Genomic DNA, 25,014 nt, shown 5'->3' on the forward strand with positions numbered 1-25,014 from the left:
TCTACCGGCCCTGCCCCGACGGTAGCGTTCCAGCGGCTACCGTGGGACGGATGGGGACGACCACACCACCGCGCACGCTCGCCGAAGCCCTGCGCGCCCGGGGCGACGAATCGCTGGCCGGGCTGCTGCGTGCCCGCCCCGACCTCCTCAACCCGGTGCCGAACGACATCACCCAGCTCGCCACGCGGGCCGGCACGCGGGCGTCCGTCGTCCGCGCGCTCGAACACCTGGACCGGTTCGCGCTGCAGACCGCCGAGGCGCTGGCGGTGGCCCCGGACCCGGCCCCGTACGACACGCTCCTGTCCCTGCTCACCGGCGACGGGCTCGACGACGGCGAACAGCACGACGACGCGGGCACGGCGGTCACCGCCGCCCTGCCGACGGCGCTGGCGACCCTGCGCGAACAGGCCCTCGTCTGGGGCGAGGACGACCGGCTGCGGCTGGTGCGCACCGCCCGCGAACTGCTCGCCCCGTCCCCGCAGCACCCCTCCCCCACGGGCCTGGGCCCCACCGTCGCCGAGGCCACGGCCGGGATGTCGCCGGGCCGGCTCCAGGAGATCCTCGCCGCGACCGGGCTGCCGGCCACCCACGACCCGGTGTCCGCGGTGGCCGCGCTCGCCGCCCTGTTCACGGACCGGACGCGGATGGCGGAGCTGCTGGACACCGCCCCGGTGGAGGCGCTGTCGGTCCTGGACCGGCTGGTGTGGGGCCCGCCGTACGGGGAGGTCACCCCCAACCCCACCCCGCCGGTGAAGTGGCTGCGCGACCGGGGCCTGTTGCTGCCGGTCTCCACGCGCACGGTGGTCCTGCCGCGCGAGGCGGCCCTCCATCTGCGCGCCGGACGCGCGCACCGCGTGCCGGAACCGGTCCCGCCGGTCGTCTCGGCGAGCGCCGAACGCGATCCACAGGCTGTGGACAGAGCGGCGGCGGGCCAGGCCTTCACCGCGCTGTCGACCGTCGAGGAGCTGCTGAAGCTCTGGAACGGCGGCGGCCCCGCGATCCTGCGCGCGGGCGGGCTGAGCGTACGGGAGCTGAAGCGGGCCGCGAACGCCTTGGACGTGACGGAGCCGGTCACCGCCTTCTGGGTCGAACTGGCCTACGGCGCGGGCCTGCTGGCCCCCGACGGGGAGACCGACGAACGGTACGCGCCGACGCCCGCGTCCGACGAGTGGCTCGACCTGTCCGCCGAGGACCGCTGGACGCACCTCGCCACCGCCTGGCTCGCCGCCACCCGGACCCCGGGCCTGGTCGGCGGCCAGGACGCCAAGGGGCGGGCCCTCTCCGCGCTCGGCCCGGAGCTGGACCGCTCGGCCGCCCCCGACGTACGCCGCCGGGTCCTGGCCCTGTTCGCCGAACTCCCGCCGGGCACCGCGCCGGACGCCGAGACGCTGCTGCGCCGGCTGCGCTGGGAGCGCCCGTTGCGCGGCGGAACGACCCCGCCGGCCGTCACCGGGCCGGGGGAAGGGGCGGACCTCCGCTCCCGCCTCGCCCTGTGGACGCTCAACGAGGCGGAGCTGCTGGGCATCACGGGCCGGGGCGCGCTCTCCACGCAGGCCCGCGCGCTGCTGGACGAGGGCCCGGACGCGGCGGCCGCCCGGCTGGCGCCGCTGATCCCCGAGCCCCTGGACCACGTACTGCTCCAGGCCGACCTGACGGCGGTGGCGCCGGGCCCGCTGGAACGCCCGCTGGCGGAGACCCTGTCGGTCCTGGCCGATGTGGAGTCGAAGGGCGGGGCGACGGTGTACCGCTTCACGCCCGGTTCGGTGCGCCGCGCCCTGGACGCCGGACAGGCGGCCACCGACCTGCACGCGTTCCTGGCCGCGCACAGCCGTACGCCGGTGCCGCAGCCGCTGAGCTATCTGATCGACGACGTGGCCCGCCGCCACGGCCACCTGCGGATCGGTGCGGCGGCCGCGTACGTACGCTGCGACGACGAGGCGGTCCTGAACGAGATCCTGGCCGACCGCCGCTCCATGGGGCTGAGGCTCCGCCGGCTCGCCCCCACGGTCCTGGCCTCCCCGTCCGACCCCGGCTCCCTCCTCGAAGCCCTGCGCGACATCGGTTACGCGCCGGCCGCCGAATCGGCCGAGGGCGACGTCCTCATCACCCGCGCCGGCGCCCGCCGCACCCCGCCCCGCACCCCACCGGCCCCGGTCCCCGAGGGCCCGCCGGTCCCGGACGACACCCTGCTCGGCGCGGCGGTCCGGGCCATCCGGGCCGGCGACACGGCCGCCACGGTCGTCCGCAAGGAGACGGCCGACGGCCCGTCCACCGCCCCTTCCGGCTCCCTCCCCCGCACCACCCCCGCCGAGACCCTGGCCACGGTGCAGGCGGCCGCGATGACGGGCTCGGCGGTCTGGATCGGCTACGTCAACGCCGACGGCGCGGCCAGCCAGCGCGTCATCGCCCCGGTCCGGGTGGAGGGCGGCTTCGTCACGGCCTACGACCACACGGCCGACGAGGTCCGCACCTACCCGCTGCACCGGATCACGGGGGTGGCCGAGCTGGCGGAGGACAGCCCTTAGGGGGCCGGGGCGCCCTTCTGCGATGCTGCGGGCATGTCCCTCAGCCGCCGCCCCGAGCCGGTGCCGACCGAGCCCGTGTCGCCCCACCCGCCCGCCACTCCGATGCCCCCGCTGCTCACGCAGTCCTGGCTGGACCTGGCGTTCCTGCACTGGGCCGTCGATCCGGCGGACGTGGCACCGCTGCTGCCGCCGGGAACCGTGCCGGACACCTTCGACGGGACGACGACGTACGTGGGCCTGGTGGCGTTCCGGATGTACCGGGTGGGCGTACTCGGGCTGCCGGGGATTCCGTATCTCGGGACCTTTCCCGAGACCAACGTCCGGCTGTACTCGGTGGACGGACACGGCCGGCGCGCGGTCGTCTTCCGCTCGCTCGACGCCTCGCGGCTGATCCCCGTCCTCGTGGCGCGGGCCGGGTTCCGGTTGCCGTACGTGTGGTCCCGGATGGACATCGCGCGCTCCGGCGACACCCTCACGTACACGAGCACCCGTCGCTGGCCCGGTCCGCGCGGTGCGCGGAGCCGGATCGTGCTGCGCACCGGGGAGCCGATCGGGGAGCCGACGCCGCTGGAACACTTCCTCACCGCCCGGTGGGCCCTGCACACCGGTCTCCTCGGGCGGACCGCGTATCTGCCCAACGTCCATCCCCGCTGGCCGCTGCACCGGGCGGAGCTCCTGGAGTGCGACGAGGACCTGGTGGCGGCCGGAGGGCTGCCCGCGCCCGTCGGGGAGCCGATGAGCGTGCTGTACTCCCCCGGCGTCCCGGTGCGCTTCGGGCCGCAGCGCAGGCACCGCCCCGGAGGGTGAGCGCACGTCCGCCCCGCCCCGCCCCCCGATGCGGCACACTGGACGTTTGGCCGCATCCGTGGCCGCACCCCGCAGAAAGGGCCGAAGCGCGTGACCGGACCCCTCATCGTCCAGAGCGACAAGACGCTGCTCCTCGAAGTCGACCACGAGCTGGCGGACGCCTGCCGTCGTGTCATCGCACCGTTCGCGGAGCTGGAGCGTGCGCCCGAGCACATCCACACGTACCGGGTCACCCCGCTCGGGCTGTGGAACGCCCGCGCCGCCGGGCACGACGCCGAGCAGGTCGTCGACGCCCTGGTCGAGTACTCCCGCTACCCCGTGCCGCACGCGCTCCTGGTCGACATCGCCGAGACGATGGCGCGGTACGGCCGGCTCACCCTGTCCAAGCACCCGGTGCACGGGCTGGTGCTCACCAGCACCGACCGGCCCGTGCTGGAGGAGATCCTCCGGTCGAAGAAGGTGCAGCCGCTGGTCGGGGCCCGGATCGACCCGGACACCGTGGCCGTGCACCCCTCCGAGCGCGGGCAGGTCAAGCAGACCCTGCTCAAGCTGGGGTGGCCGGCCGAGGACCTCGCGGGGTACGTGGACGGCGAGGCCCATCCGATCGAGCTGGCCGAGGACGGCTGGTCGCTGCGGCCGTACCAGAAGCAGGCCGTCGAGGGGTTCTGGCACGGCGGCTCGGGCGTGGTCGTGCTGCCCTGCGGGGCCGGGAAGACGCTCGTCGGGGCCGGTGCCATGGCCGAGGCCAAGGCCACCACCCTGATCCTCGTCACCAACACCGTCTCGGCCCGGCAGTGGAAGCACGAGCTGGTGAAGCGGACCTCGCTGACCGAGGACGAGATCGGTGAGTACAGCGGTACGCGCAAGGAGATCCGGCCGGTCACCATCGCCACCTACCAGGTGCTGACGACCCGGCGGAAGGGTGTCTACCCGCACCTGGAGCTCTTCGACTCCCGGGACTGGGGCCTGGTCATCTACGACGAGGTGCACCTGCTGCCCGCGCCCGTCTTCAAGTTCACCGCCGACCTCCAGGCCCGGCGGCGGCTGGGTCTCACGGCGACTCTGGTGCGTGAGGACGGGCGGGAGTCCGACGTCTTCTCGCTGATCGGGCCCAAGCGGTTCGACGCCCCGTGGAAGGAGATCGAGGCGCAGGGCTACATCGCGCCCGCCGACTGCGTCGAGGTCCGGGTCAACCTCACCGACTCCGAGCGGCTCGCGTACGCGACCGCCGAGGCGGAGGAGAAGTACCGGTTCTGCGCCACCACCGCGACCAAGCGGAAGGTGACCGAGGCGCTGGTCCGCAAGCACCAGGGCGAGCAGACGCTCGTCATCGGCCAGTACATCGACCAGCTCGACGAGCTCGGCGAGCACCTGGACGCCCCCGTGATCAAGGGCGAGACCAGCAACGCCCAGCGCGAGAAGCTCTTCGAGGCGTTCCGTCAGGGCGAGCTCAGCGTGCTCGTCGTGTCCAAGGTCGCCAACTTCTCCATCGACCTGCCCGAGGCGACCGTCGCCATCCAGGTCTCCGGGACCTTCGGGTCACGTCAGGAGGAGGCCCAGCGGCTGGGCCGCGTCCTGCGGCCGAAGGCCGACGGGCACGAGGCCCGGTTCTACTCGGTCGTCGCCCGCGACACCATCGACCAGGACTTCGCGGCGCACCGCCAGCGCTTCCTGGCCGAGCAGGGGTACGCGTACCGCATCGTCGACGCGGACGAGCTGCTCGCCGGCAACTGACCTGCCCGGAAGAGGCGGGCGTTCAGCGGCCGCGGCCGACGACGCCCGCCTCTTCCGCGTACTCCCCGAGGACGACGACGCCGAACGCCGTGGTCACGAACACCTTCACGGCGCGTACCGCGTCGCCGAGGCGGTGGGGCCGATGGTGACCGGTGGCCGCGGTCGCGCCGTGCGCGGGGCCGGTCCTGCGTGGGTTCACGGTGGCTGTGCTCATGTATCCATGGTGCTCCCGTCACCCGTTCGGGCGCGTCGGCCCGCAGACGGAACCCGGTGAGCCGGCGCGTAGCCCTGCGGTGCCATGCCGGGGCTCCGCGTCCCCTACGGGTACCCCCGGTGCCGGGCCCTGCGGCGGAGCCCGTAAACCGGTTCGCCGCCGACCCGCCCGGTGGCTACAATCGCCCGTCTGCCCGCCTCCCGCACCGTGGTACCGGCCTTTCGCTGCCGGCAGCCGGGGGAGCGCCGCCGACCGGACGGAAACCGGTCGGCACCCACGCGAACCAACCTTCCGAGCGGACCGCCCTGCTCCCGGCCCCGGCCGGCATCGGCGTGCGGTCCGCCGTCCTGCGTTGAAGAGCCGGAGGCAACACCGTGCCCGCGCACGTAGCAGAAAGCGATTCCACCCTCGACCCCCTGGCGCACGAGCGTGCCCATCTCGCCGCGTCCCGCGCCGCCCTGCGCGGGATGCGCGAGGACGTCCAGGCCCTCGACATCCGCGATGTCACCGCGAACTGGGTCAACGCCGCCGTGCTCCAGGCCCAGATCGACGACCGCATCAAGGCGCTCGCCGACCTCTCCCACACCCCGCTGTTCTTCGGCCGCCTCGACTATCTGCACGCCGTCGGCGGCGAGCTCGCCGAGGGCGCGGAGGGCGAGCGGTTCTACATCGGTCGCCGGCACGTCCACGACGCCGCCGGGGACCCCATGGTCATCGACTGGCGTGCGCCGGTCTCCCAGCCGTACTACCAGGCGTCCCGGAAGAACCCCCAGGACGTGGGGCTCCGCCGCCGCTTCGGTTACACCAGCGGCGAGCTGACCGCGTACGAGGACGAGCACCTCACCGACCCCGCCGAGGCCGAGCACACCAGCCGGCTCCTCCAGGCGGAGATCGAGCGGCCGCGCGTCGGGCCGATGCGCGACATCGTCGCCACCATCCAGCCCGAGCAGGACGAGATCGTCCGCAGCGGCCTCGGCGGGACCGTCTGCGTGCAGGGCGGGCCCGGCACCGGGAAGACCGCCGTCGGCCTGCACCGGGTGGCGTACCTGCTGTACGCGCACCGCGAGCGGCTCGCCCGCACCGGCACCCTCGTCATCGGGCCGAACCGTTCCTTCCTGCACTACATCGAGCAGGTCCTGCCCGCCCTCGGCGAGCTGGAGGTGAAGCAGGCCACCGTCGACGACCTGGTGCGCACCGGGGTCGAGGTACGGGGCGAGGACGAGGCGGTCACCGCCGTCGTCAAGGGCGACGCCCGGATGGCCGAGCTGCTGCGGCGGGCCATCCGCTCCCATGTGACCGCGCCCGTCGAGCCCGTCGTCGTGGTGCGCGGGTCCCGGCGCTGGCGGGTGCCCGCGTACGAGGTCCAGGAGATGGTCGAGGAGCTGCTGGCCCGCGACATGCGGTACGGGGCCGCGCACGAGGCGCTGCCGCAGCGGATCGCGCACGCCGTCCTCGTACGGATGGAGGAGGCCGGGGAGGCCCCCGACGACCGGGTGCAGAACGCGGTCGCCCGCAACCCCGCGGTGAAGGCCGCCGTCAAGGCGATCTGGCCCGCCGTGGACCCGGCGAAGCTGGTGCTGCGGCTGCTCTCCGACCCGGCGTTCCTGGCCGCGCACGCGGAGGGCCTGCTGAGCGAGGACGAGCAGAAGCGGCTGCTGTGGGCGAAGCCCGCCCGCAGTGTGAAGTCCGCGAAGTGGTCGGCGGCCGACGCCGTGCTGATCGACGAGGCCGGTGACCTGATCGCCCGTACGCACTCGCTCGGCCATGTCGTCCTCGACGAGGCGCAGGACCTCTCCCCCATGCAGTACCGGGCGGTGGGACGCCGCTGCTCGACCGGTTCGGCCACCGTGCTCGGCGACCTCGCGCAGGGGACGACGCCGTGGTCCACGGAGAGCTGGAGCGAGGCGCTGTTCCACCTCGGCAAGGCGGAGGCGGTGGTGGAGGAGCTGACGGCCGGGTTCCGCGTGCCGCGCGAGGTCATCGCGTACGCCTCCCGGCTGCTGCCTGTGATCTCGCCGGGGCTCGCGGCGGTGGAGTCGGTGCGTGAGTCGCCCGGTTCGCTGGTCGTACGGGAGGTGGCGTCGGCGGAGGTGTTGGACGCGGCCGCCGTCGCCGCCTGCGAGGAGTCGCTGCGCCACGAGGGGTCGATCGGGCTGATCGCCGCCGACGCCCGGATCCCGGCGCTGGGGGCGGCGCTGACGGCGGCGGGCCACGCGTATCTCTCCCCGGGTGAGGAGACCACCGCCGCGTCCCGGCTGACGCTGGTGCCCGCGTCGCTGGCCAAGGGGCTGGAGTACGACTACGTGGTGCTCGACGAACCGGCGGCCGTGGTGGACGGCGAGCCGGACGAGCGGACCGGGCTGCGGCGGCTGTACGTGGCGCTGACCCGTGCGGTGTCGGGGCTGACCGTGGTGCACGCGGCGGCGTTGCCGGAGGCGCTGGGGTAGCGCGGGCCCGGCGGGGAGGGGAGGCGGGCCGCTGCCGGGCGGTCCTCCCCTCCCGAAGCCTTGGGGCTCGATGCCGTGGGCCTGAAGCCTCGGGGCCTTGAGCCTTGGGCCTCAGGCGTCCAGCACCTGGCGCCACTCCCGTACGGCTGCCGCGTCCACCGGGGCCGACCAGCCCGCCGGCCGGGCCGCGCCGCCGATGTGGAACGCGTCGATCCCCGCCGCCAGCAGTTGGGGCAGGTGGTGCAGGTGGAGGCCGCCGCCGACCAGGATCTGTGCCTCGTAACCCGGTTCGCGCGTACGGGCCGCCTCGGCGAGAAGCGTCGGGATGCCGGCGTCCACCCCGGCCGGTGACCCCGCCGTGAGGTACGTGTCGAGGCCGGGCAGGTCCGCGAGCTGCTTGCGCAGGGTGTCGCGGTCGGCGGCCCGGTCGATCGCCCGGTGGAACGTCCACCGGCAGCCGTCCAGTTCGGCGACGAGCCGCTCGACGGCGACGAGGTCGGGGTGGCCGTCCTCGTCGAGGAACCCGAGCACGAACTCGTCGGCCCCCGCCTCCCGCATCTCGCGGGCTCTGCCGACCAGTACATCGATGTCACCGGCGGCGAAGCCGTCCGCCACCCTGAGCATCACGCGCAGCGGGATGTCCACGGCGGACCGGATCGCCGCGAAGGTCTCCCGCGACGGCGTCAGACCGTCCGCGGCCATGTCGGTGACCAGTTCGAGGCGGTCTGCACCCCCGGCCTGGGCAGCGACCGCGTCCTCCGCGTCGAGAGCGATCACCTCCAGGACTGCACGGTTGCTCATGGGTCCCCATTCCTCCGATACGCAGCTATAGGTCTAGTCCAATGTCCAGCCTACGGGTGACCGGCGGACGGCGCAGCCCTCTATCTGAACGCACGATCACGACGGTGCGCGAACCGGCCCCGCGGACGGGTGACGCGCCCCCCGCGGCCCGCCTTGCGCTTCATAGGGGAGGGGGGTATACATGGGAAGAGAAACAGATACCCCCCAGGGGTATCTGGACATCACCTCGGCATCTGGGAGGACCCCGTGTCCGCGCACTCCGCCACCACCGCCACCACCGCTGCCGGACCCCCTGCCGGGGCCGGTGCCGGAACCGCCGCGGTCGAGCTCGCGATCGGCGGGATGACCTGCGCCTCGTGCGCGGCCCGTATCGAGAAGAAGCTGAACCGGATGGACGGCGTCGAGGCCACCGTGAACTACGCCACCGAGAAGGCGAAGGTCACCTACTCGGGCGCCGACGTATCCGTCGACGACCTGATCGCGACCGTCGAGGCCACCGGCTACACCGCCCGGCCGCCCGCCCCGCCGGTCGCCGGCCCCGCTGCCCCACCGCAGGGCCCCGATCCGCAGGAGAGCGCGGACGACGGGCTCACCACCCTGCGCCAGCGCCTGGTCACCGCCGTCCTCCTCGCCGTCCCGGTGATCGCCATGGCGATGGTCCCGGCGCTCCAGTTCGACTACTGGCAGTGGCTCTCCCTGACCCTGGCCGCCCCCGTCGTCACCTATGCCGCCTGGCCCTTCCACCGCGCCGCCTGGACCAACGCGAAGCACGGCGCGGCGACGATGGACACCCTGATCTCCGTCGGCACGTCGGCCGCGTTCCTGTGGTCGGTGTGGGCGCTGTTCCTCGGGACCGCGGGCATGGTCGGGATGACGCACCCCTTCGAGCTGACCATCGCCCGCAGCGACGGCACCGGGAACATCTATCTGGAGGCCGCGGCCGGGGTGACGGCGTTCATCCTCGCCGGGCGCTACTTCGAGGCCCGCTCGAAGCGGAAGGCCGGGGCGGCGCTGAAGGCGCTGCTGGAGCTGGGGGCCAAGGAGGTCACCGTCCTGCGCGACGGCGTCGAGACGACGATCCCGACCGGTGCGTTGCAGGTCGGGGACCGTTTCCTGGTGCGTCCGGGGGAGAAGATCGCGACGGACGGGACCGTGGTCGAGGGCTCCTCCGCCGTGGACGCCTCCATGCTGACCGGCGAGTCCGTACCCGTCGAGGTCACCACCGGCGACACCGTCACCGGAGCCACCCTCAACGCCGGCGGCCGCCTCGTCGTCCAAGCCACCCGCATCGGCGCCGACACCCAACTCGCCCGCATGGCCCGCCTCGTCGAGGACGCCCAGAACGGCAAGGCCTCCGCCCAACGACTCGCCGACCGCATCTCCGCCGTCTTCGTCCCCATCGTCATCACCCTCGCCCTCGCCACCCTCGGCTTCTGGCTCGGCAACGGCGCAGGACCCACCGCAGCCTTCACCGCAGCCGTCGCCGTCCTGATCATCGCCTGCCCCTGCGCCCTCGGCCTCGCCACGCCCACCGCCCTCATGGTCGGCACCGGACGCGGCGCCCAACTCGGCATCCTCATCAAGGGTCCTGAGGTCCTGGAAACCACCCGCCGCACCGACACCATCGTCCTCGACAAGACCGGCACCGTCACCACCGGCCGCATGACCCTCCAAACCACCCACACCACCGAAACCACCACCCAAGCCCAAGCCCTCCGCCTCGCCGGAGCCTTGGAACACGCCTCCGAACACCCCATCGCCCAGGCCATCGCCACCGCCGCCACCGAGACCACCGGCCCCCTCCCCACCCCCGAGGACTTCCAGAACATCCCCGGACTCGGCGTCCAGGGAATCGTCGAGGGCCACGCCGTCCTCGTGGGACGGGAACAGCTCCTGGCCGAGTGGGAGATCCGTCTCCCCGCCCCTCTCGCCGAGGCGAAGGCGACCGCCGAGGCCGCCGGGCGCACCGCGATCGCCGTCGCCTGGGACGGCGAGGCACGCGCGGTGCTGGAGGTCGCCGACGCGGTGAAGGACACCAGCGCCGAGGCCGTCCGCCGGCTCCGCGCCCTCGGCCTGACCCCGATCCTCCTCACCGGCGACAACCGGGCCGTGGCGGAGTCGGTGGCCGCCGAGGTCGGCATCGACGAGGTGTACGCGGAGGTCATGCCGCAGGACAAGGTCGACGTGGTCAAGCGCCTTCAGGCGGAGGGCCGGGTCGTCGCGATGGTCGGGGACGGGGTCAACGACGCCGCCGTCCTCGCCCAGGCCGACCTCGGTCTCGCGATGGGCACCGGGACGGACGCCGCCATCGAGGCCGGCGACCTCACCCTGGTCCGGGGCGACCTCAACGCTGCCGCCGACGCGATCCGCCTCTCCCGCCGCACCCTCTCCACCATCCGCACCAACCTCTTCTGGGCCTTCGCCTACAACGTCGGCGCCCTCCCGCTGGCCGCCGCCGGACTCCTCAACCCGATGATCGCCGGGGCCGCGATGGCCTTCTCCTCCGTCTTCGTGGTCGGCAACTCCCTACGGCTGCGCACCTTCAAGGGCGCGTGAGGCCCGGCGGACGGCCGTGCGAGGACAGGCCCTGGGCGCGTACGAAACGCAGCCGGGTCCCCGGCGCCGCCTGCGCCGCCGGGGCGAGGGACCGTTCGGGGACGACGCCGACGACCGGGTAACCGCCGGTCGTCGGATGGTCGTTGAGGAAGACGACGGGCCGGCCGTCCGGCGGCACCTGGATCGCGCCCAGGACCATGCCCTCGCTGGGCAGTTCCCCCGGACGGGACCGCTCCAGCGCCGGACCCTCCGTACGCAGGCCGATCCGGTTGCTCTGCGGCGAGACCCGGTAGACGGCGGTGAAGAGGGTACGCAGGGCGGCCTCGGTGAACCAGTCGTGGCGGGGCCCGGGATGGACCGGGAGCACCAGCTCCGCGGGGACGCCCGGCCAGGGAACGGGACCGGCGGGCGGCAGCGGACCGCACCCCGCCGGATCGCCCAGCGGCAGTACGTCGCCCTCGCTCAGCGGGGCGGGCCCGAGCCCCGAGAGGAGGTCCGCCGAGCGGCTGCCCAGCAGCGCTTCCGGCACCAGGCCGCCCGCGAACGCCAGATAGCCGCGCAGGCCGCCCGCCGCCGGGCCCGCGTCCAGCACCGCGCCCGCCGGCACCCGCACCGGCGCGCCCCACGCCACCGGCCGCCCGTCGACCGTCACCCGGCAGCCCGCACCGCCGACGACGACCACGACCGGCCGGTCCGGGCGGACCGCGCACCCGGTGAGCGTCGTCTCCAGGACGGCGGCGTCCGGCGGGTTGCCCACCAGCCGGTTGGCCAGCCGGGCGGCGGGCGCGTCCAGGGCCCCGGCCCGCCCGACCCCCAGGTGCGCCCAGCCGGGACGGCCGGCGTCCTGCACGGTGGTCAGCGCGCCGGCCCGGACGACGCGCAGCGCAGCGGCGGACGTCATGCGCGCTCCCGGTCTCCGCCGGCCCGGGGCGTCGGCGGGACGACCGCGCCCCCACCGGTCCGAGGCGCCGGCTGAACGACCGCGCCCCCACCGGTCCGAGGCGCCGGCTGCACGACCGCGTACCCGCCGGTCCGAGGCATCGGCGGCACCACCGCGCCCCCGCCGTCCGCCACCGTGTCCGCCGCCACCGCCACGAACCTGACCGGCGTCCCCGGCCCGAGCAGCGCCGCCGGTTCCCGGGCCGGGTCCCACAGGACTCCCGGGTCCGGCACCCGCCCGATGATCTGCCAGCCGCCGGGCGAGGAGCGCGGGTACACCCCGGTGTAGGGCCCGGCCAGGGCCACCGCCCCGGCCGGGACCCGGGTGCGCGGGGTAGGGCGCCGGGGCACGTGCAACTGCTCGGGCAGCCCGGTGAGATAGCCGAACCCGGGGGCGAACCCGCAGAACGCCACCCGGAACGCGGTACGGGAGTGCAGAGCGGCCGCCTCCCCGGCCGGGACGCCCCAGAGCGCGGCGACCTCGTCGAGGTCGGGGCCGTCGTAGACGACGGGGATCTCCACCGCGTCGCGCACCTCGCGGGGCAGCGGCGGGATCCGCCAGGAGACCAGTTCCCGGGCGAGCAGGTCCCGGTCCCCGGGCGCGCGCTCCGCGATCCCGTCGAGCAGGACGGTCCGGGCGGCCGGGACGATCTCGCGTACGGCGGGGAGTTGCCCGCGCGCACGGCGGCGGAGCAGTTCGGCGTGGAAGGCCTCGGCGTGTTCGCCGTCGGCCAGTTCGACGAGCAGGGCGTGCGGCCCTGCGGGCAGGACGCGGGCCTCCCCCGGAAGGACGCCCGCCTCTCCCCTGCCGCCGGAGCCGCTCATACGAACGCCCGCACCACGACGCCCGCTTCCTCCAGCGCGGCCCGCACCCGGCGCGCGAGGTCCGCCGCGCCCGGGGTGTCCCCGTGGACGCAGAGCGAGCGCGCCGAGACGGGTATCCGGCTGCCGTCCGCCCCGGTCACCGCCCGCCCGACGGCCATGCCGACGCTCCGGCGTACGACGTCGTCCGGGTCGTGCAGCACCGCACCCGGCTCCCCGCGCGGGACGAGGGTGCCCTGCGGGGTGTACGCCCGGTCGGCGAAGGCCTCCTCGACGGCGGGCAGTCCGGCGTCGGCCGCGTGCGCCAGCAGCCGGGATCCGGGCAGCCCGAGCACGGCCAGGTCACCGCCCGCGAGCCGCACGCCCGCGATGATCGCGGCGGCCTGGCCGTCGTCCCAGACGGCCCGGTTGTAGAGCGCGCCGTGCGGCTTGACGTACGAGACGGCGGACCCGGCGGACTCCGCGAAGACCCGCAACGCGCCTATCTGGTAGGCGATCTCGGCGGTCAGCTCGGCGGGCGGCACGTCCATGGACCGGCGCCCGAACCCGGCCAGGTCCCGGTAGGAGACCTGCGCCCCGATCCGCACCCCGCCGGCCGCCGCCGCGTCGCAGACCCGCCGCATCACGGAGGCGTCGCCCGCGTGGAAACCGCAGGCCACGTTGGCGCTCGTGACACAGGCGAGGAGCGCGTCGTCGTCGGTCAGGGTCCAGGCGCCGAAGCCCTCGCCGAGGTCCGCGTTGAGATCCATCATCACGGGCGCACGGTAATGACCGTTCGGCGGACCGACAAGGGCCGGTCCGGCCGGTGGAAACCCGCCCCCCGGCGCACGCCCGATCCCGGACCGGACCCGGCTGCCCCTGAACCGCACCGCACGCCCCGCACCCGGACGGGCCCGGATGCCGCTGAACAGCACCCACACGTCCCGGAACCGGACCCGGCTCCCCTGAACCGCCCCCACGCGCCCGCACCCGGACCGAGCCCGGCTCACCCTGAACCGCACCCGCCCACGCGCCCGTGAACCCGACCCACACGTCCCTGAACCGCACCCGCGCGCCCGGACCTGACCCGCACGCCCCGCACCCGCACCCGGACCCGCGCGTCCTAGAGTCGTCCCATGACGGACAGCCCACACCCGCCCCACGACGCCGGCCTCCGGTACCGCTGGCACGACACGCTGCTGGCCGCGCGAGCCGGGGCGGACGGCCCCGATCCGCTGCCGTACGCGGAGAACCTCCTCGCCCGCTGGGCCGAGCCGCAGCGCCGCTATCACACGACCGCCCACCTGCTCACGGTCCTGGACGGCATCGACGCCCTGGCCGGACACGCCGACGACGTGCACGCGGTACGTCTCGCCGCCTGGTTCCACGACGCGGTGTACCGGCCCGACCGGACGGAGAACGAGGAGCGCAGCGCCGCCCTCGCCGAGCGCGCGCTGCCCGAGGCGGGGGTGCCGGCGGCGGTGACGGCGGAGGTCGCCCGGCTGGTCCGTCTCACCGTCACGCACGACCCGGCGGACGGCGACCGCAACGGCGAGGTGCTGTGCGACGCCGACCTCGCGATCCTGGCGGGCGGCCCGCAGGAGTACGGGACCTACGCGGCCCAGGTCCGGGAGGAGTACGGCTTCGTCCCGGACGCGGCGTTCCGGGAGGGCCGGGCGGCGGTGCTGCGGCAACTCCTGGATCTGCCCCGGCTGTTCCGCACCCCGCACGGCGCGGAACAGTGGGAGGCGCGGGCCCGGCACAACCTGGCGACGGAACTGGAGCTGCTGACGTCGTCCGGCCCCCGCTGACAGCTCGCCACCGGCCGGGGCCGGGCCGGGACCGGCCCGGGGCCGGTGAATGTTCCGGTTCGTTCACGGTGTCGTCCCGGTCGGACCCTGGCCCGACCGGTGACGCCCGACGGCGGCTAACGTCTCGCATCGCAGATGCACACACTCTGCGACGGCAGACCGATCATCTTCGGCTCATACGACTCCACGGGGGTACGGCGAAATGTCCAAGGGACACGGCACGACGGTCGGCAGATCTTCCCGGCGGCGCATGCTGCGACTGGCCGGCGGCGGGCTCGCGCTGGCCGCTCTCGGAGCCGGAGCGACCGGCTGCCAGGACGAGGACCTCCCCGGAGACACCACCGGCGGCGGCGGGGCCGGCGGCAGCACGCCGTCCGCAAGCGCTTCCCCCAAGGACGGGCAGGCCCCCGCGCCGCTGTGGACGAAGTCGACGTCGGCGCAGACCTATGGGGACAACGACGAACTCGTGGCCGTGGACGGCGTGGTGATCGCGAGCGGTGACCCGCTGGCCGCGTTCGACGGCGCGACCGGCGAGGAGCGGTGGTCGCTGCCGGGCGGCGCGGTCCCCGGTGCGCCGCTGCTGCTCGGCGACGGCACGCTGTACCTGGCGAGCGGCAAGTACGACGGCACCGTCGCCGGCTATGTCCCGGGTTCCGGCAAGGAGGCCTGGCGCAGCCACCTCGGCAAGGAGTACCGCCAGCCGAGGCCGATCGCGGTGGACGCGGAGCAGGTGTACGTCATCGCCGAGATCCTGGAGGCCGACGGCTCGTCCCGCACCAACGTGGTCGCCGCGCTGAACAGCACCACGGGCAAGGTCGCGTGGAAGGAGCAGCGCGATCTCGGCACCGAGCAGAACGGCGTGCACGCCGTTGTACAGGGCCGCTATCTCGTCTACACCGACTTCAAGAAGAACCTCACGGTCCGCGACACCGCCACCGGCAAGCAGGTGTGGACGCACAAGACGACGAAGACGAGCTACGGGCCCTTCGCCATCCACCAGGATCTGGTGATCGTCCCGCAGGGGCAGCGGCTCCAGGCCTTCGCGCTGGCCGACGGGTCCGAGAAGTGGTCCGTCGAGTCCGAGCAGTTCACCACCTTCAGGGAGCCGACCATCCTGGAGGACGTGCTCTACATCGCCGACAGCGGCCGGACGCTGTGGGCCCTCGAGCCGGGGACCGGGAAGAAGGTCTGGCAGTCCACGGCCCTCGCGAAGGTGAACCGTCACGTGCCCCGGCAGTTCGTCAGGGTCGGCGACACGCTCTACGGGGCCACCGACCTGGACAAGCGGGGCGGCGTCCACGCCTTCGACGCGAAGACAGGCGGCCTGCGCTGGACGTTCAACGACAAGTCCGGCGACTACCACGCGTGGCTGGTGGCCACCGACGGCAAGCGCGTCTTCGCCCTGCACGGCAAGAAGCTGCACGCGCTCCCCGCGTGACCCGCTCGCCCCGGCGCCGGGAATGCGGAAGCGTTCTCCGGCGTTGGGACGAGTCATGCCCGACTCTCTCTCCCGCCGCACTCCCATGCCGCTGGCCGTATACATTCTCGGCCTCTCGGTCTTCGCACTCGGCACCAGCGAGTTCATGCTGTCGGGCCTGCTCCCGCCGATCGCCGACGACATGAACGTGTCGATCCCGCAGGCCGGACTCCTCATATCCGCGTTCGCGATCGGCATGGTGGTCGGCGCCCCGCTGCTGGCCGTCGCCACCCTCCGGCTGCCGCGCCGCACCACGCTGATCGCGCTGATCTCGGTGTTCGGCCTCGGCCAGATCGCCGGTGCGCTGGCTCCGACGTACGAGATCCTCTTCGCCTCCCGGGTGGTGAGCGCACTCGCCTGTGCGGGCTTCTGGGCGGTCGGTGCGGCCGTGGCCATCGCGATGGTCCCGGTGAACGCGCGGGCACGGGCGATGGCCGTGATGATCGGCGGCCTGTCCGTCGCCAACGTGCTGGGCGTGCCACTGGGGGCCTTCCTCGGCGAGCACCTCGGCTGGCGTTCGGCGTTCTGGGCGGTGGGCGCGGCCTCGGCGGTGGCCCTGATCGGCGTCGCCACCCGCATCCCGCACATCCCGCTGCCGGAGCGGAAGCCCGAGCTGAAGCAAGAGCTGGCGATCTACCGGGACCGGCAGGTCTGGCTGGCCATCGTGATCACCGCGCTCGCGGCGGGCGGGGTGTTCTGCGCGTTCAGCTATCTGGCGCCGCTGCTCACGGATGTGGCGGGCCTCGACTCGGGCCGGGTGCCGTGGATCCTCGGCCTGTTCGGGGTGGGCGCGCTGATCGGCACGGTGATCGGCGGCCGGGTCGCGGACGCGCACCTGTTCGGGGTGCTGCTGAGCGGCATCACGGCGTCCACGGTCTTCCTGGCGGCGCTGGCCCTGTTCGCCTCCAGCCAGGTCGCGGTCATCGCGCTGGCGTTCCTGCTGGGCCTGTCCGCCTTCTTCACCGCGCCGGCGCTGAACGCCCGGATGTTCAACGTGGCCGGGGCCGCCCCGACGCTGGCCGGAGCCACCACGACGGCGGCGTTCAACCTGGGCAACACGAGTGGGCCGTGGCTCGGCGGCACGGTGATCGACCTGGACTTCGGCTTCGCTTCCACCGCCTGGGCGGGCGCGGCGATGACCGCCCTGGCCCTGGCGGCGGTGGCGGTGGCGTTGCGCCTCCAGCGCGGCGGCGGCGGCGCGGGCGGCCGGTCGCGCTCGCGGCTCATCGCGAAGAGCACGGCGGCCGGTCAGGGGCGTACGGCGGGGGCTGCCCCGCCGGCACAAGCGCCCGCCGCCGAGCGGGTCGGGACGGGCGAGTGCGCGGCGGGCGCGCCGGGGGCCTCCCCCGCGTGACCGGGTTCCGGACGGGTGGGCCCGGCCGGCGATTTCCGCGGCTTCCGGCCGGCGAGCTCCGCGACTTCCGGCCGCCGCCCGGCCGATTCCCGTCGGGTAGCCGAACAGCAGCCGAAAAAGACGCTACCGACCAGTAGTGGGACGGCCACCCGCCCTTCATCATTGAGCGCGAGCATGACAACCCGTCGTCCGATCGCGGCGTACGGGCCATTGGCAGGTTCCCCACCCAGGAGTCCCCATGCATGCAGGCGCCACCATCCAGCGCACGGCCGCGGCACTGGCCGCGACCCTCGCCCTCGTCGCGGTCCCCGTCGCCTCGGCCGGGGCGACGGAGACGGCCCCCGCCCGCACCGCCGCCCCGGCCCCCTCCGCCTCCACCCTCGCCGCGGACGTCGACTACACCGCCTGGCGGCAGGACGTGGCGGCGGTCGTCGCCGAGGCGCGCCCCTGGATCGAGGCCCGGACGGAGAGCGCCGGGAGCGAGAAGCAGGCGATCGTCCTCGACATCGACAACACCGCGCTGGAGACGCACTTCCACCCGTTCTGGGAGCTGCCCACCCCCGCCGTCGGAGAGGTCCGCGAACTGGCCCGCTACGCCGACTCGCGCGGCGTGGCGGTCTTCTTCGTCACCGCCCGGCCGGGCATCATCCACTCCCTCACGGACTGGAACCTGAAGCAGGCCGGCTACCCGGTCGACGGACTCCACGTGCGCAGCCTGCCCGACCTCTTCGAGGAGGTCAGCGCCTACAAGACCGAGCAGCGGGCCGCGATCGAGGCGAAGGGCTACACGATCATCGCCAACATCGGGAACAACACCACCGACCTCGTCGGCGGCCACGCCGAACGCGGCTTCAAGCTCCCGGACTACGACGGCGCGCTCTCCTAGGCCTGCCGCCGCCCGGTCCCGAGGCGGCCGGGCACTACCCCGGCGCCGGCCGCCCCTTCGGCCTGCGGAGCCCCGCGGCCGTGAGGCGCCGGACCAGCTCCTTCGAGCCGATCTCCCGCGCCCCGGCCCGCACGGCGTCCGCGTAGTGCGCCTGGGGCACGTCGTAGTGATCGCGCTCGAAGGCGCGCGGCGGGCAGCCGATCGCGGCCGCGAAGGCGTGCAGCTCCTCGAACGAGACATCGCTGACCAGGTGCGACCAGAGGCGGCCGTGTCCGGGCCAGGTGGGCGGGTCGATATAGACCGTCACCGCCGCAGCACCTCGCCCAGCGCCCCCACCGGCGCCACCGCCACGGCCGCCTTGGTGCACACCCAGTGCGGGTCGGGCCCGAGCTCCGGCTCCACGTCCAGCGCGTGCGGCTCCTCCTCGGCGCAGGCGGGGCACAGCGGCCACCGTCCGTACCGCTCCAGCAGCGCGTCCTGCACGTCCTGGGCGACCAGCCCGGCCACGAACTCCGCGCCCTCGGGCCACTGCTCCACCCACCACCGCCGGTGCGTCACCGCGTCCTCGACCAGCGAGACGATGTCCGCCTCGGCGACGTCTCCCGCCGCCAGGTCGGCCATCACGAGCGCGCGGGCGGTGTGCAGGGCCTGCTCCAGGGGGTTCAACTCCATGCCCCCATTGTGCGCCCGGGAGCGAGCGGCACCGCCGGAGGTACCACCGGGGGTACCACCGGAGACGCCGCCAGAGGTAGGGACCAAAGGGGGGTTGACGGACCCCGGCGTTGAAAATATCTTTCAGATGTGACCAGTGACGTGAAGGAAATTTTCAGCGGCGACTCTCCGCCGGCCCCCGCGGCCCTCGCCGCCAAAGTCCGGACCCTCGTCCCCTCCATGACCCGCTCCATGCAGCTGGTCGCCGAAGCCGTGGCCGGCGACCCCGCCGGATGCGCCGCCCTCACCGTCACCGGCCTCGCCGAGCTCACCGGCACCAGTGAGGCCACCGTCGTGCGCACCGCGCGCCTCCTCGGCTACCCGGGCTACCGGGACCTGCGCCTCGCGCTGGCCGGCCTCGCCGCGCACCAGGAGTCCGGCCGGGCGCCCGCCGTCACCGCCGACATCGCGGTGGACGACCCGATCGCCGACGTGGTCGCCAAGCTCGCCTACGACGAGCAGCAGACCCTCGCCGACACCGCCGCCGGGCTCGACACCGTACAGCTGGGGGCCGCCGTCGCCGCCGCCTCGACCGCCCGCCGCATCGACATCTACGGCGTCGGGGCCTCCTCCCTCGTCGGCCAGGACCTGGCCCAGAAGCTGCTCCGGATCGGCCTCATCGCCCACGCCCACATGGACCCGCACCTCGCGGTGACCAACGCCGTGCAGCTGCGCAGCGGCGACGTGGCCATCGCGATCACGCACTCCGGCTCCACCGGCGACGTCATCGAGCCGCTGCGGGTCGCCTTCGACCGCGGGGCGACGACGATCGCGATCACCGGCCGGCCCGACGGGCCCGTATCGCAGTACGCGGACCATGTCCTGACCACGTCCACCGCGCGCGAGAGCGAGCTGCGCCCCGCCGCCATGTCGAGCCGGACGAGCCAGCTGCTCGTCGTGGACTGCCTGTTCATAGGCGTCGCGCAGCGGACCTACGAGACCGCCGCGCCCGCCCTGGCCGCCTCCTACGAGGCCCTCGCCCACCGCCACAACCCCCGCACCCGCTGACCGCCCCGGACCACGGGCCACGCACCACCCGTACGCGTACGAGACCGAGAAAGCAGAGCCGCACCCCATGACCTCCACCACCGACGCGAACCCCGACACCCCCGCCGGCGAGAGCTACGGCGAGCTCCGCGCCCAGCTGGCCACCCTCACCACCGAGGCGTTCCGCCCCGAGCTGGCCGAGATCGACCGGCTGTCCACGCAGGAGATCGCCCGGATCATGAACGGCGAGGACGCCACCGTCCCCGCCGCCGTCGCCGCGCGGCTGCCGCAGATCGCCGCGGCCATCGACGCCACCGCCGCGCGCATGGCCCGCGGCGGCCGGCTGATCTACGCGGGCGCGGGCACGGCGGGCCGCCTCGGGGTGCTGGACGCCAGCGAGTGCCCGCCCACCTTCAACACCGACCCGTCCGAGGTCGTCGGCCTGATCGCGGGCGGCCCGTCCGCCATGGTCACGGCCGTCGAGGGCGCGGAGGACAGCAGGGAGCTGGCCGCCGCGGACCTGGACGCGCTGAAGCTCGGCGCCGACGACACCGTGGTCGGCATCTCCGCCTCCGGTCGCACGCCGTACGCGATCGGCGCGGTCGAGCACGCCCGCGCGCGGGGCGCCCTGACCATCGGCCTCTCCTGCAACGCGGACTCGGCCCTCGCCGCCGCCGCCGAGCACGGCCTGGAGGTCGTCACCGGCCCCGAGCTGCTCACCGGCTCGACCCGGCTGAAGGCGGGCACGGCGCAGAAGCTCGTGCTCAACATGATCTCGACGATCACGATGATCCGGCTCGGCAAGACGTACGGGAATCTCATGGTCGACGTGCGCGCCTCCAACGAGAAGCTGCGCGCCCGCTCCCGGCACATCGTCTCGCTGGCCACCGGCGCGTCCGACGCCGAGATCGAGGCCGCGCTCGCCGCCACCGACGGCGAGGTCAAGAACGCGATCCTGGTCATCCTCGGCCAGGTCGACGGCCCCACCGCCGCCACCCGCCTCACCGAGGCGGACGGCCACCTCCGCGCCGCTCTCGCAGCGGTCCGCACCACCTGACCCACCCGGGTACCCCACCCCACCCCCCGCACAGCAAGGCACCGAGCACCATGGCCACAGAAGACAAGAACCGCGCCACCGCCGCCGCGATCCTGCCGCTCGTCGGCGGCGCCGCGAACGTCGCCTCCATCGCCCACTGCATGACCCGGCTCCGCCTCGGGCTGCACGACCGGTCCCTCGTCGACGACGAGGCGCTGAAGGCCCTGCCCGCCGTGATGGGCGTCGTCGAGGACGACACGTACCAGATCGTGCTGGGTCCGGGCACGGTCGCCCGGGTCACCCCGGAGTTCGAGCAGCTGGTCGAGGAGGGCCGCGCGACCGCCCCCGCTCCGACGGCCCTGACCGCCGACGAGCTGGCGGCGCAGGGCGCGGCGATCAAGGCGCAGCAGAAGACGAAGAACGCCACCCCCTTCAAGCTGTTCCTGCGCAAGATCGCCAACATCTTCGTGCCGCTGATCCCGGCCCTGATCGGCTGCGGCATCATCGCGGGCCTCAACGGCCTGCTGGTGAACCTGGAGTGGCTGCCCGCCGTCACGCCCGCGCTGGCGGCGATGGCGTCCGGCTTCATGGCGCTGATCGCGGTGTTCGTGGGCTACAACACGGCGAAGGAGTTCGGCGGCACCCCGATCCTGGGCGGTGCGGTGGCGGCGATCATCGTCTTCCCCGGCGTCGCGAACATCGACGCCTTCGGCCAGACGCTCTCCCCCGGCCAGGGCGGTGTGCTCGGCGCGCTGGGCGCGGCGGTGCTCGCGGTGTACGTGGAGAAGTGGTGCCGCCGGTGGGTGCCGGAGGCGCTGGACGTCCTGGTCACCCCGACCCTGACGGTGCTGATCTCCGGCCTGGTGACCATCTTCGGCCTGATGTACGTGGCGGGTGAGATCTCCTCCGCGATCGGCACGTTCGCCGACTGGCTGCTCTCCAACGGCGGCGCGGGCGCGGGCTTCGTCCTCGGCGGCCTGTTCCTCCCCCTCGTCATGCTGGGCCTGCACCAGGCGCTGATCCCGATCCACACCACGCTCATCGAGCAGCAGGGCTACACGGTCCTGCTCCCGATCCTGGCGATGGCCGGGGCGGGCCAGGTCGGCGCGGCCATGGCCGTCTACTTCCGCCTCCCCCGCAACGAGTCGATCCGCCGCACCATCAAGTCCGCGCTGCCGGCGGGCCTGCTGGGCGTCGGCGAGCCCCTGATCTACGGCGTCTCGCTGCCGCTGGGCCGCCCGTTCGTCACGGCGTGCGTGGGCGGCGCGTTCGGCGGCGGCTTCGTCGGACTGTTCAACCAGCTCGGCGACACGGTCGGCTCGACGGCCATCGGCCCGTCCGGCTGGGCCCTGTTCCCCCTCCTGGACGGCAACCACGGCCTGGGCTCGACGATCGCGATCTACGCGGGCGGCCTCCTCGTCGGCTATGTCGCCGGGTTCGTCGCGACGTATTTCTTCGGCTTCGGCAAGGACCTGCTGGCCGAGTTCAACGTCTCCCAGGAACCGGCCCCGTCGACGGTCGCCGCCACCGGCGGCACCCACCCGACACCGGACCCGGGCCCGACGGACGGCCCCGGCGGCACGGACCCCGGCTCCTCCCCGGCCAAGACCCCGGCGGGCGTCTGACCCCGGATCCCGGACCCCGGCTCTCGTCCCGTACGCCCGAGGCATCGTCAAGCCGCATCTCCCGGCCCACTCGGACGGGCAGAAAAGATCCGAACACCGCTACCATGTCGTAGACAGCATATTACGGTGTCGAGCGTGACATACATGCACGTCATCGAGGTGGAGCCCGAAGTTCGTGACTGGCTGGAGCTTCTCCCCGAGAAGCACTACAGGAAAGTGGAGGAGTACGCGGGCCTGCTCGCCTCGATGGGAACCAGCACGCCGATGCCGTTCAGTCGCCCCCTGCAGGACGGAGTGTACGAACTTCGGCCGACACTGAACGGCGAGGCCACGCGGATCACGTACTGGTTCGCCTCGGGCCACCGCATCGTGCTTCTCACCGTCTTCCGCAAGACTCGGATGCGGGAGTCGGCCCAGGTGGATCGAGCCGTGCGGGCCCGCGCGCGATGCGAGGCCGAGCACGGCCCGGCGCACATGACGTACATACGCCCAGAGAGCGGGGAGACCTCATGAATCACAGCCGCTGGAAGCTGAAGCGAGAACAGGAACTCGCCTCCGGGCGCGGCGAGTCCGAGGAGACCCGCGCCGAGCGCGCGGAGATCCGTCTCGCCATGGCCTTCGCCAAGGCGGTGTACGACCGTCGCAAGGAACTCGGCCTGTCCCAGCAGGATGTGGCCGAGCGCGCAGGACTGACCCAGTCGAAGATCTCCCGCATTGAGGGCGCCGATGCCGTGCCCACCCTGCTCCTGCTCCGGCGGCTGGCCCTCGCCTTGGACGCCTCCCTCAGTATCGCCCTCGACGAGGAACGGGAGGATGTCGCCTTCGTGGCCCACACAGCGGCTTGACCGGCGAGGCGGACCGGGCGGTACCTGAGGCCCTACGCCTCAGGTACCGCCCCACCCCCGTCTCTCGCCCGATACGCCCGCAGGGTCCCGCTGGCTAGCGTCCTCCCCATGCGTATCGGACTGCTCGGCACCGGAAATGTCGCTCGCGCCCTGGCCCACGGCTGGCGCGCCGCAGGGCACGACGTCCTGCTCGGATCACGTCGGCCCGGGGAACGCACCGGCCTCGACCTGCCCGTCGCGGGCCTCGACGAGACGGCCGCGCACGCGGAGGTTCTGGTCAACGCCACCCCCGGGGGCGTCTCCGTGGACCTGCTGCGTTCCATCGGGGCCCCGGCCCTGGCCGGCACCCTGCTGATCGATGTCGGGGTCGGCCTCTCCGACGACTTCAGCGCCCTCACCCACCCCAACAGCAGCCTGGGCGAGCTGATCCAGGAGGCCTTCCCGCTGACCCCCGTCGTCAAGACGCTCTGCACGATGGACTCGACCACGATGACCACCCCGGGCGAACTCACCGAGCCGGGCACCGTCTTCCTCTCCGGCGACGACGCCGGGGCCAAGCGCACCACCGGCCGGCTGCTCACGGACCTCGGCTGGCCCGCGTCCTCCCAGCTCGACATCGGCGGCATCACCACCGCGCGCGGCCAGGAACACTTCGCGTTCCTGTTCATGGGGATCGCGGGAGGCGTGGGGTCCCACACCTTCAACATCAAGGTGGTGACCCGCCCCTAGCGGAACCGGACCAGGCGTAGGCCGCCTCTCCCCGGGCACACGACGTTCCGTGGGGATATCGACAGCACAGCGATCATCCGCCGCAAGAACGAGCGAGGCGACCTTCGCGAAAGGAGCCACAATGAGCGACTCCCTGTGGGGCTACCAGCCGTCGAGCGGTCACACGGCGGGCGCCGATCTGACCGGTTACGCGGTCGAGGCGACCGACGGCGGTATCGGAAAGGTCGACAAGCACTCCGACGAGGTGGGCTCCGCCTATCTGCTCGTCGACACCGGAGTCTGGATCTTCGGCAAGGACGTCCTGCTGCCCGCGGGCACGGTGAAGCGCATCGACACCGAGGACAAGAAGGTCTACGTCGACCTCACCAAGGACCAGGTCAAGGACTCACCGGAGTTCGACCGCCACCGGCAGTCCGAGGACCCGGGCTACCACGAGCAGCTGTCCGCGTACTACCTGGCGTTCCGCATCATGTGACGTGATCCGGCGTACGCCCCGAGCGGCGGTGGGCCCGGCCCCGAGGAGGGGCCGGCCCCGCCGCCCACGCGTGAGCGCACCCTCCGGAGCGCCGGGTCGCCGACCCGCCCGGCGCGACTCCGCCCGCCCCGCTGGAAGCGCTCTCAGCCCGGTCGGCACCCGGCGCTAGGCTGTAGACGATCCGGCGGCGACACCGAGCACGCACCACGCACACGCACCAGCCCGTGTATCGCCGCCCCCGTCGACGAGGAGCG

22 protein-coding genes and 1 pseudogene are annotated in these 25,014 nt (G+C 73.7%); 16 read left to right on the forward strand and 7 right to left on the reverse strand.

Translation table 11 applies throughout. The features are described 5' to 3' along the window. Positions 1–50 precede the first annotated feature (50 nt). The 3 genes from ACH4UK_RS13840 (at position 51) to ACH4UK_RS13850 (ending at position 5,066) form a co-directional block, all read left to right on the forward strand. Complete coding sequence (locus ACH4UK_RS13840) at positions 51–2,525, forward strand: helicase C-terminal domain-containing protein (RefSeq protein WP_398356234.1); 2,475 nt, start codon at positions 51–53, stop codon at positions 2,523–2,525. A 33-nt stretch (positions 2,526–2,558) separates the two neighbouring features. Beyond that, a complete protein-coding gene (locus ACH4UK_RS13845; protein ID WP_398356235.1) occupies positions 2,559–3,332 on the forward strand; it encodes a YqjF family protein in 774 nt (257 codons plus the stop codon). 90 nt (positions 3,333–3,422) lie between these two features. Continuing rightward, positions 3,423–5,066, forward strand: coding sequence for a DNA repair helicase XPB (locus tag ACH4UK_RS13850; RefSeq protein ID WP_398356236.1), 1,644 nt, complete (start codon positions 3,423–3,425; stop codon positions 5,064–5,066). Between the two features lie 22 nt (positions 5,067–5,088). Here the strand turns inward: ACH4UK_RS13850 and ACH4UK_RS13855 are convergent, their stop codons facing one another. Next, positions 5,089–5,280: a hypothetical protein gene (locus ACH4UK_RS13855; protein WP_398356237.1), complete on the reverse strand. Its 192-nt coding sequence runs from the start codon at positions 5,278–5,280 to the stop codon at positions 5,089–5,091. Between the two features lie 374 nt (positions 5,281–5,654). Between ACH4UK_RS13855 and ACH4UK_RS13860 the strand changes: the two genes are divergently transcribed. Further along, complete coding sequence (locus ACH4UK_RS13860; RefSeq protein ID WP_398356238.1) at positions 5,655–7,727, forward strand: HelD family protein; 2,073 nt, start codon at positions 5,655–5,657, stop codon at positions 7,725–7,727. 111 nt (positions 7,728–7,838) lie between these two features. Here the strand turns inward: ACH4UK_RS13860 and ACH4UK_RS13865 are convergent, their stop codons facing one another. Beyond that, on the reverse strand, positions 7,839–8,528 hold the full coding sequence (locus ACH4UK_RS13865) for a copper homeostasis protein CutC (RefSeq protein ID WP_398356239.1): 690 nt from the start codon (positions 8,526–8,528) through the stop codon (positions 7,839–7,841). A gap of 246 nt (positions 8,529–8,774) precedes the next feature. On the opposite strand from ACH4UK_RS13865, the gene ACH4UK_RS13870 reads away from it, so the two are divergent. After that, positions 8,775–11,084: a heavy metal translocating P-type ATPase gene (locus ACH4UK_RS13870; RefSeq protein WP_398356240.1), complete on the forward strand. Its 2,310-nt coding sequence runs from the start codon at positions 8,775–8,777 to the stop codon at positions 11,082–11,084. Here ACH4UK_RS13870 and ACH4UK_RS13875 read toward each other — a convergent pair. The 3 genes and pseudogenes from ACH4UK_RS13875 to ACH4UK_RS13885 all read right to left on the reverse strand — a co-directional run bounded on the left by ACH4UK_RS13875 (position 11,071) and on the right by ACH4UK_RS13885 (position 13,594). Continuing rightward, complete coding sequence (locus ACH4UK_RS13875) at positions 11,071–11,985, reverse strand: biotin-dependent carboxyltransferase family protein (RefSeq protein ID WP_398356241.1); 915 nt, start codon at positions 11,983–11,985, stop codon at positions 11,071–11,073. The two genes, ACH4UK_RS13870 and ACH4UK_RS13875, sit on opposite strands and share 14 nt — an antisense overlap. Before the next feature lie 179 nt (positions 11,986–12,164). Next, positions 12,165–12,848, reverse strand: a pseudogene (locus ACH4UK_RS13880) (allophanate hydrolase subunit 1); the annotation flags it as partial. Beyond that, positions 12,845–13,594, reverse strand: a complete 750-nt coding sequence (locus ACH4UK_RS13885) for a LamB/YcsF family protein (RefSeq protein ID WP_398356335.1) — start codon at positions 13,592–13,594, stop codon at positions 12,845–12,847. The pseudogene ACH4UK_RS13880 and the gene ACH4UK_RS13885, both read right to left, overlap by 4 nt. A gap of 366 nt (positions 13,595–13,960) precedes the next feature. On the opposite strand from ACH4UK_RS13885, the gene ACH4UK_RS13890 reads away from it, so the two are divergent. The 4 genes from ACH4UK_RS13890 (at position 13,961) to ACH4UK_RS13905 (ending at position 18,352) form a co-directional block, all read left to right on the forward strand. Then, on the forward strand, positions 13,961–14,635 hold the full coding sequence (locus ACH4UK_RS13890; protein ID WP_398356242.1) for a hypothetical protein: 675 nt from the start codon (positions 13,961–13,963) through the stop codon (positions 14,633–14,635). 202 nt (positions 14,636–14,837) lie between these two features. Continuing rightward, the gene (locus ACH4UK_RS13895; RefSeq protein WP_398356243.1) at positions 14,838–16,073 is read left to right on the forward strand and encodes a PQQ-binding-like beta-propeller repeat protein; all 1,236 of its coding nucleotides are present in this window, start codon (positions 14,838–14,840) and stop codon (positions 16,071–16,073) included. An 85-nt stretch (positions 16,074–16,158) separates the two neighbouring features. After that, a complete protein-coding gene (locus ACH4UK_RS13900; protein ID WP_398356336.1) occupies positions 16,159–17,466 on the forward strand; it encodes a Cmx/CmrA family chloramphenicol efflux MFS transporter in 1,308 nt (435 codons plus the stop codon). Between the two features lie 238 nt (positions 17,467–17,704). After that, positions 17,705–18,352 (forward strand): HAD family acid phosphatase, encoded by a 648-nt coding sequence (locus ACH4UK_RS13905; protein ID WP_398356244.1) that lies wholly within the window; start codon positions 17,705–17,707, stop codon positions 18,350–18,352. A gap of 34 nt (positions 18,353–18,386) precedes the next feature. Here ACH4UK_RS13905 and ACH4UK_RS13910 read toward each other — a convergent pair whose 3' ends face one another. Beyond that, entirely contained in the window at positions 18,387–18,659 is a 273-nt protein-coding gene (locus tag ACH4UK_RS13910) for a DUF4031 domain-containing protein (protein ID WP_398356245.1), read from the reverse strand. Continuing rightward, positions 18,656–19,024: a hypothetical protein gene (locus ACH4UK_RS13915; protein ID WP_398356246.1), complete on the reverse strand. Its 369-nt coding sequence runs from the start codon at positions 19,022–19,024 to the stop codon at positions 18,656–18,658. The genes ACH4UK_RS13910 and ACH4UK_RS13915 overlap by 4 nt, the downstream gene beginning before the upstream one ends. Positions 19,025–19,153: 129 nt before the next feature. Between ACH4UK_RS13915 and ACH4UK_RS13920 the strand changes: the two genes are divergently transcribed. From ACH4UK_RS13920 to ACH4UK_RS13950, 7 genes are all read left to right on the forward strand, one after another. Then, complete coding sequence (locus ACH4UK_RS13920) at positions 19,154–20,071, forward strand: MurR/RpiR family transcriptional regulator (protein WP_398356247.1); 918 nt, start codon at positions 19,154–19,156, stop codon at positions 20,069–20,071. Between the two features lie 67 nt (positions 20,072–20,138). Then, complete coding sequence (gene murQ, locus ACH4UK_RS13925; protein WP_398356248.1) at positions 20,139–21,107, forward strand: N-acetylmuramic acid 6-phosphate etherase; 969 nt, start codon at positions 20,139–20,141, stop codon at positions 21,105–21,107. 50 nt (positions 21,108–21,157) lie between these two features. Then, complete coding sequence (locus ACH4UK_RS13930; RefSeq protein WP_398356249.1) at positions 21,158–22,711, forward strand: PTS transporter subunit EIIC; 1,554 nt, start codon at positions 21,158–21,160, stop codon at positions 22,709–22,711. 144 nt (positions 22,712–22,855) lie between these two features. Next, positions 22,856–23,224 carry a type II toxin-antitoxin system RelE/ParE family toxin gene (locus tag ACH4UK_RS13935; protein ID WP_398356337.1) on the forward strand — a complete coding sequence of 123 codons (369 nt, stop codon included), beginning with the start codon at positions 22,856–22,858 and terminating at the stop codon, positions 23,222–23,224. After that, positions 23,221–23,556: a helix-turn-helix domain-containing protein gene (locus ACH4UK_RS13940; RefSeq protein WP_398356250.1), complete on the forward strand. Its 336-nt coding sequence runs from the start codon at positions 23,221–23,223 to the stop codon at positions 23,554–23,556. Before ACH4UK_RS13935 ends, ACH4UK_RS13940 begins: the two co-directional genes overlap by 4 nt. A gap of 108 nt (positions 23,557–23,664) precedes the next feature. Next, complete coding sequence (locus ACH4UK_RS13945) at positions 23,665–24,285, forward strand: NADPH-dependent F420 reductase (protein ID WP_398356251.1); 621 nt, start codon at positions 23,665–23,667, stop codon at positions 24,283–24,285. A gap of 121 nt (positions 24,286–24,406) precedes the next feature. Beyond that, complete coding sequence (locus tag ACH4UK_RS13950; protein WP_398356252.1) at positions 24,407–24,760, forward strand: PRC-barrel domain-containing protein; 354 nt, start codon at positions 24,407–24,409, stop codon at positions 24,758–24,760. Positions 24,761–25,014: the final 254 nt, after the last annotated feature.

The organism is Streptomyces sp. NPDC020884 (genome assembly GCF_044333935.1).
Classification (GTDB): Bacteria; Actinomycetota; Actinomycetes; order Streptomycetales; family Streptomycetaceae; genus Streptomyces.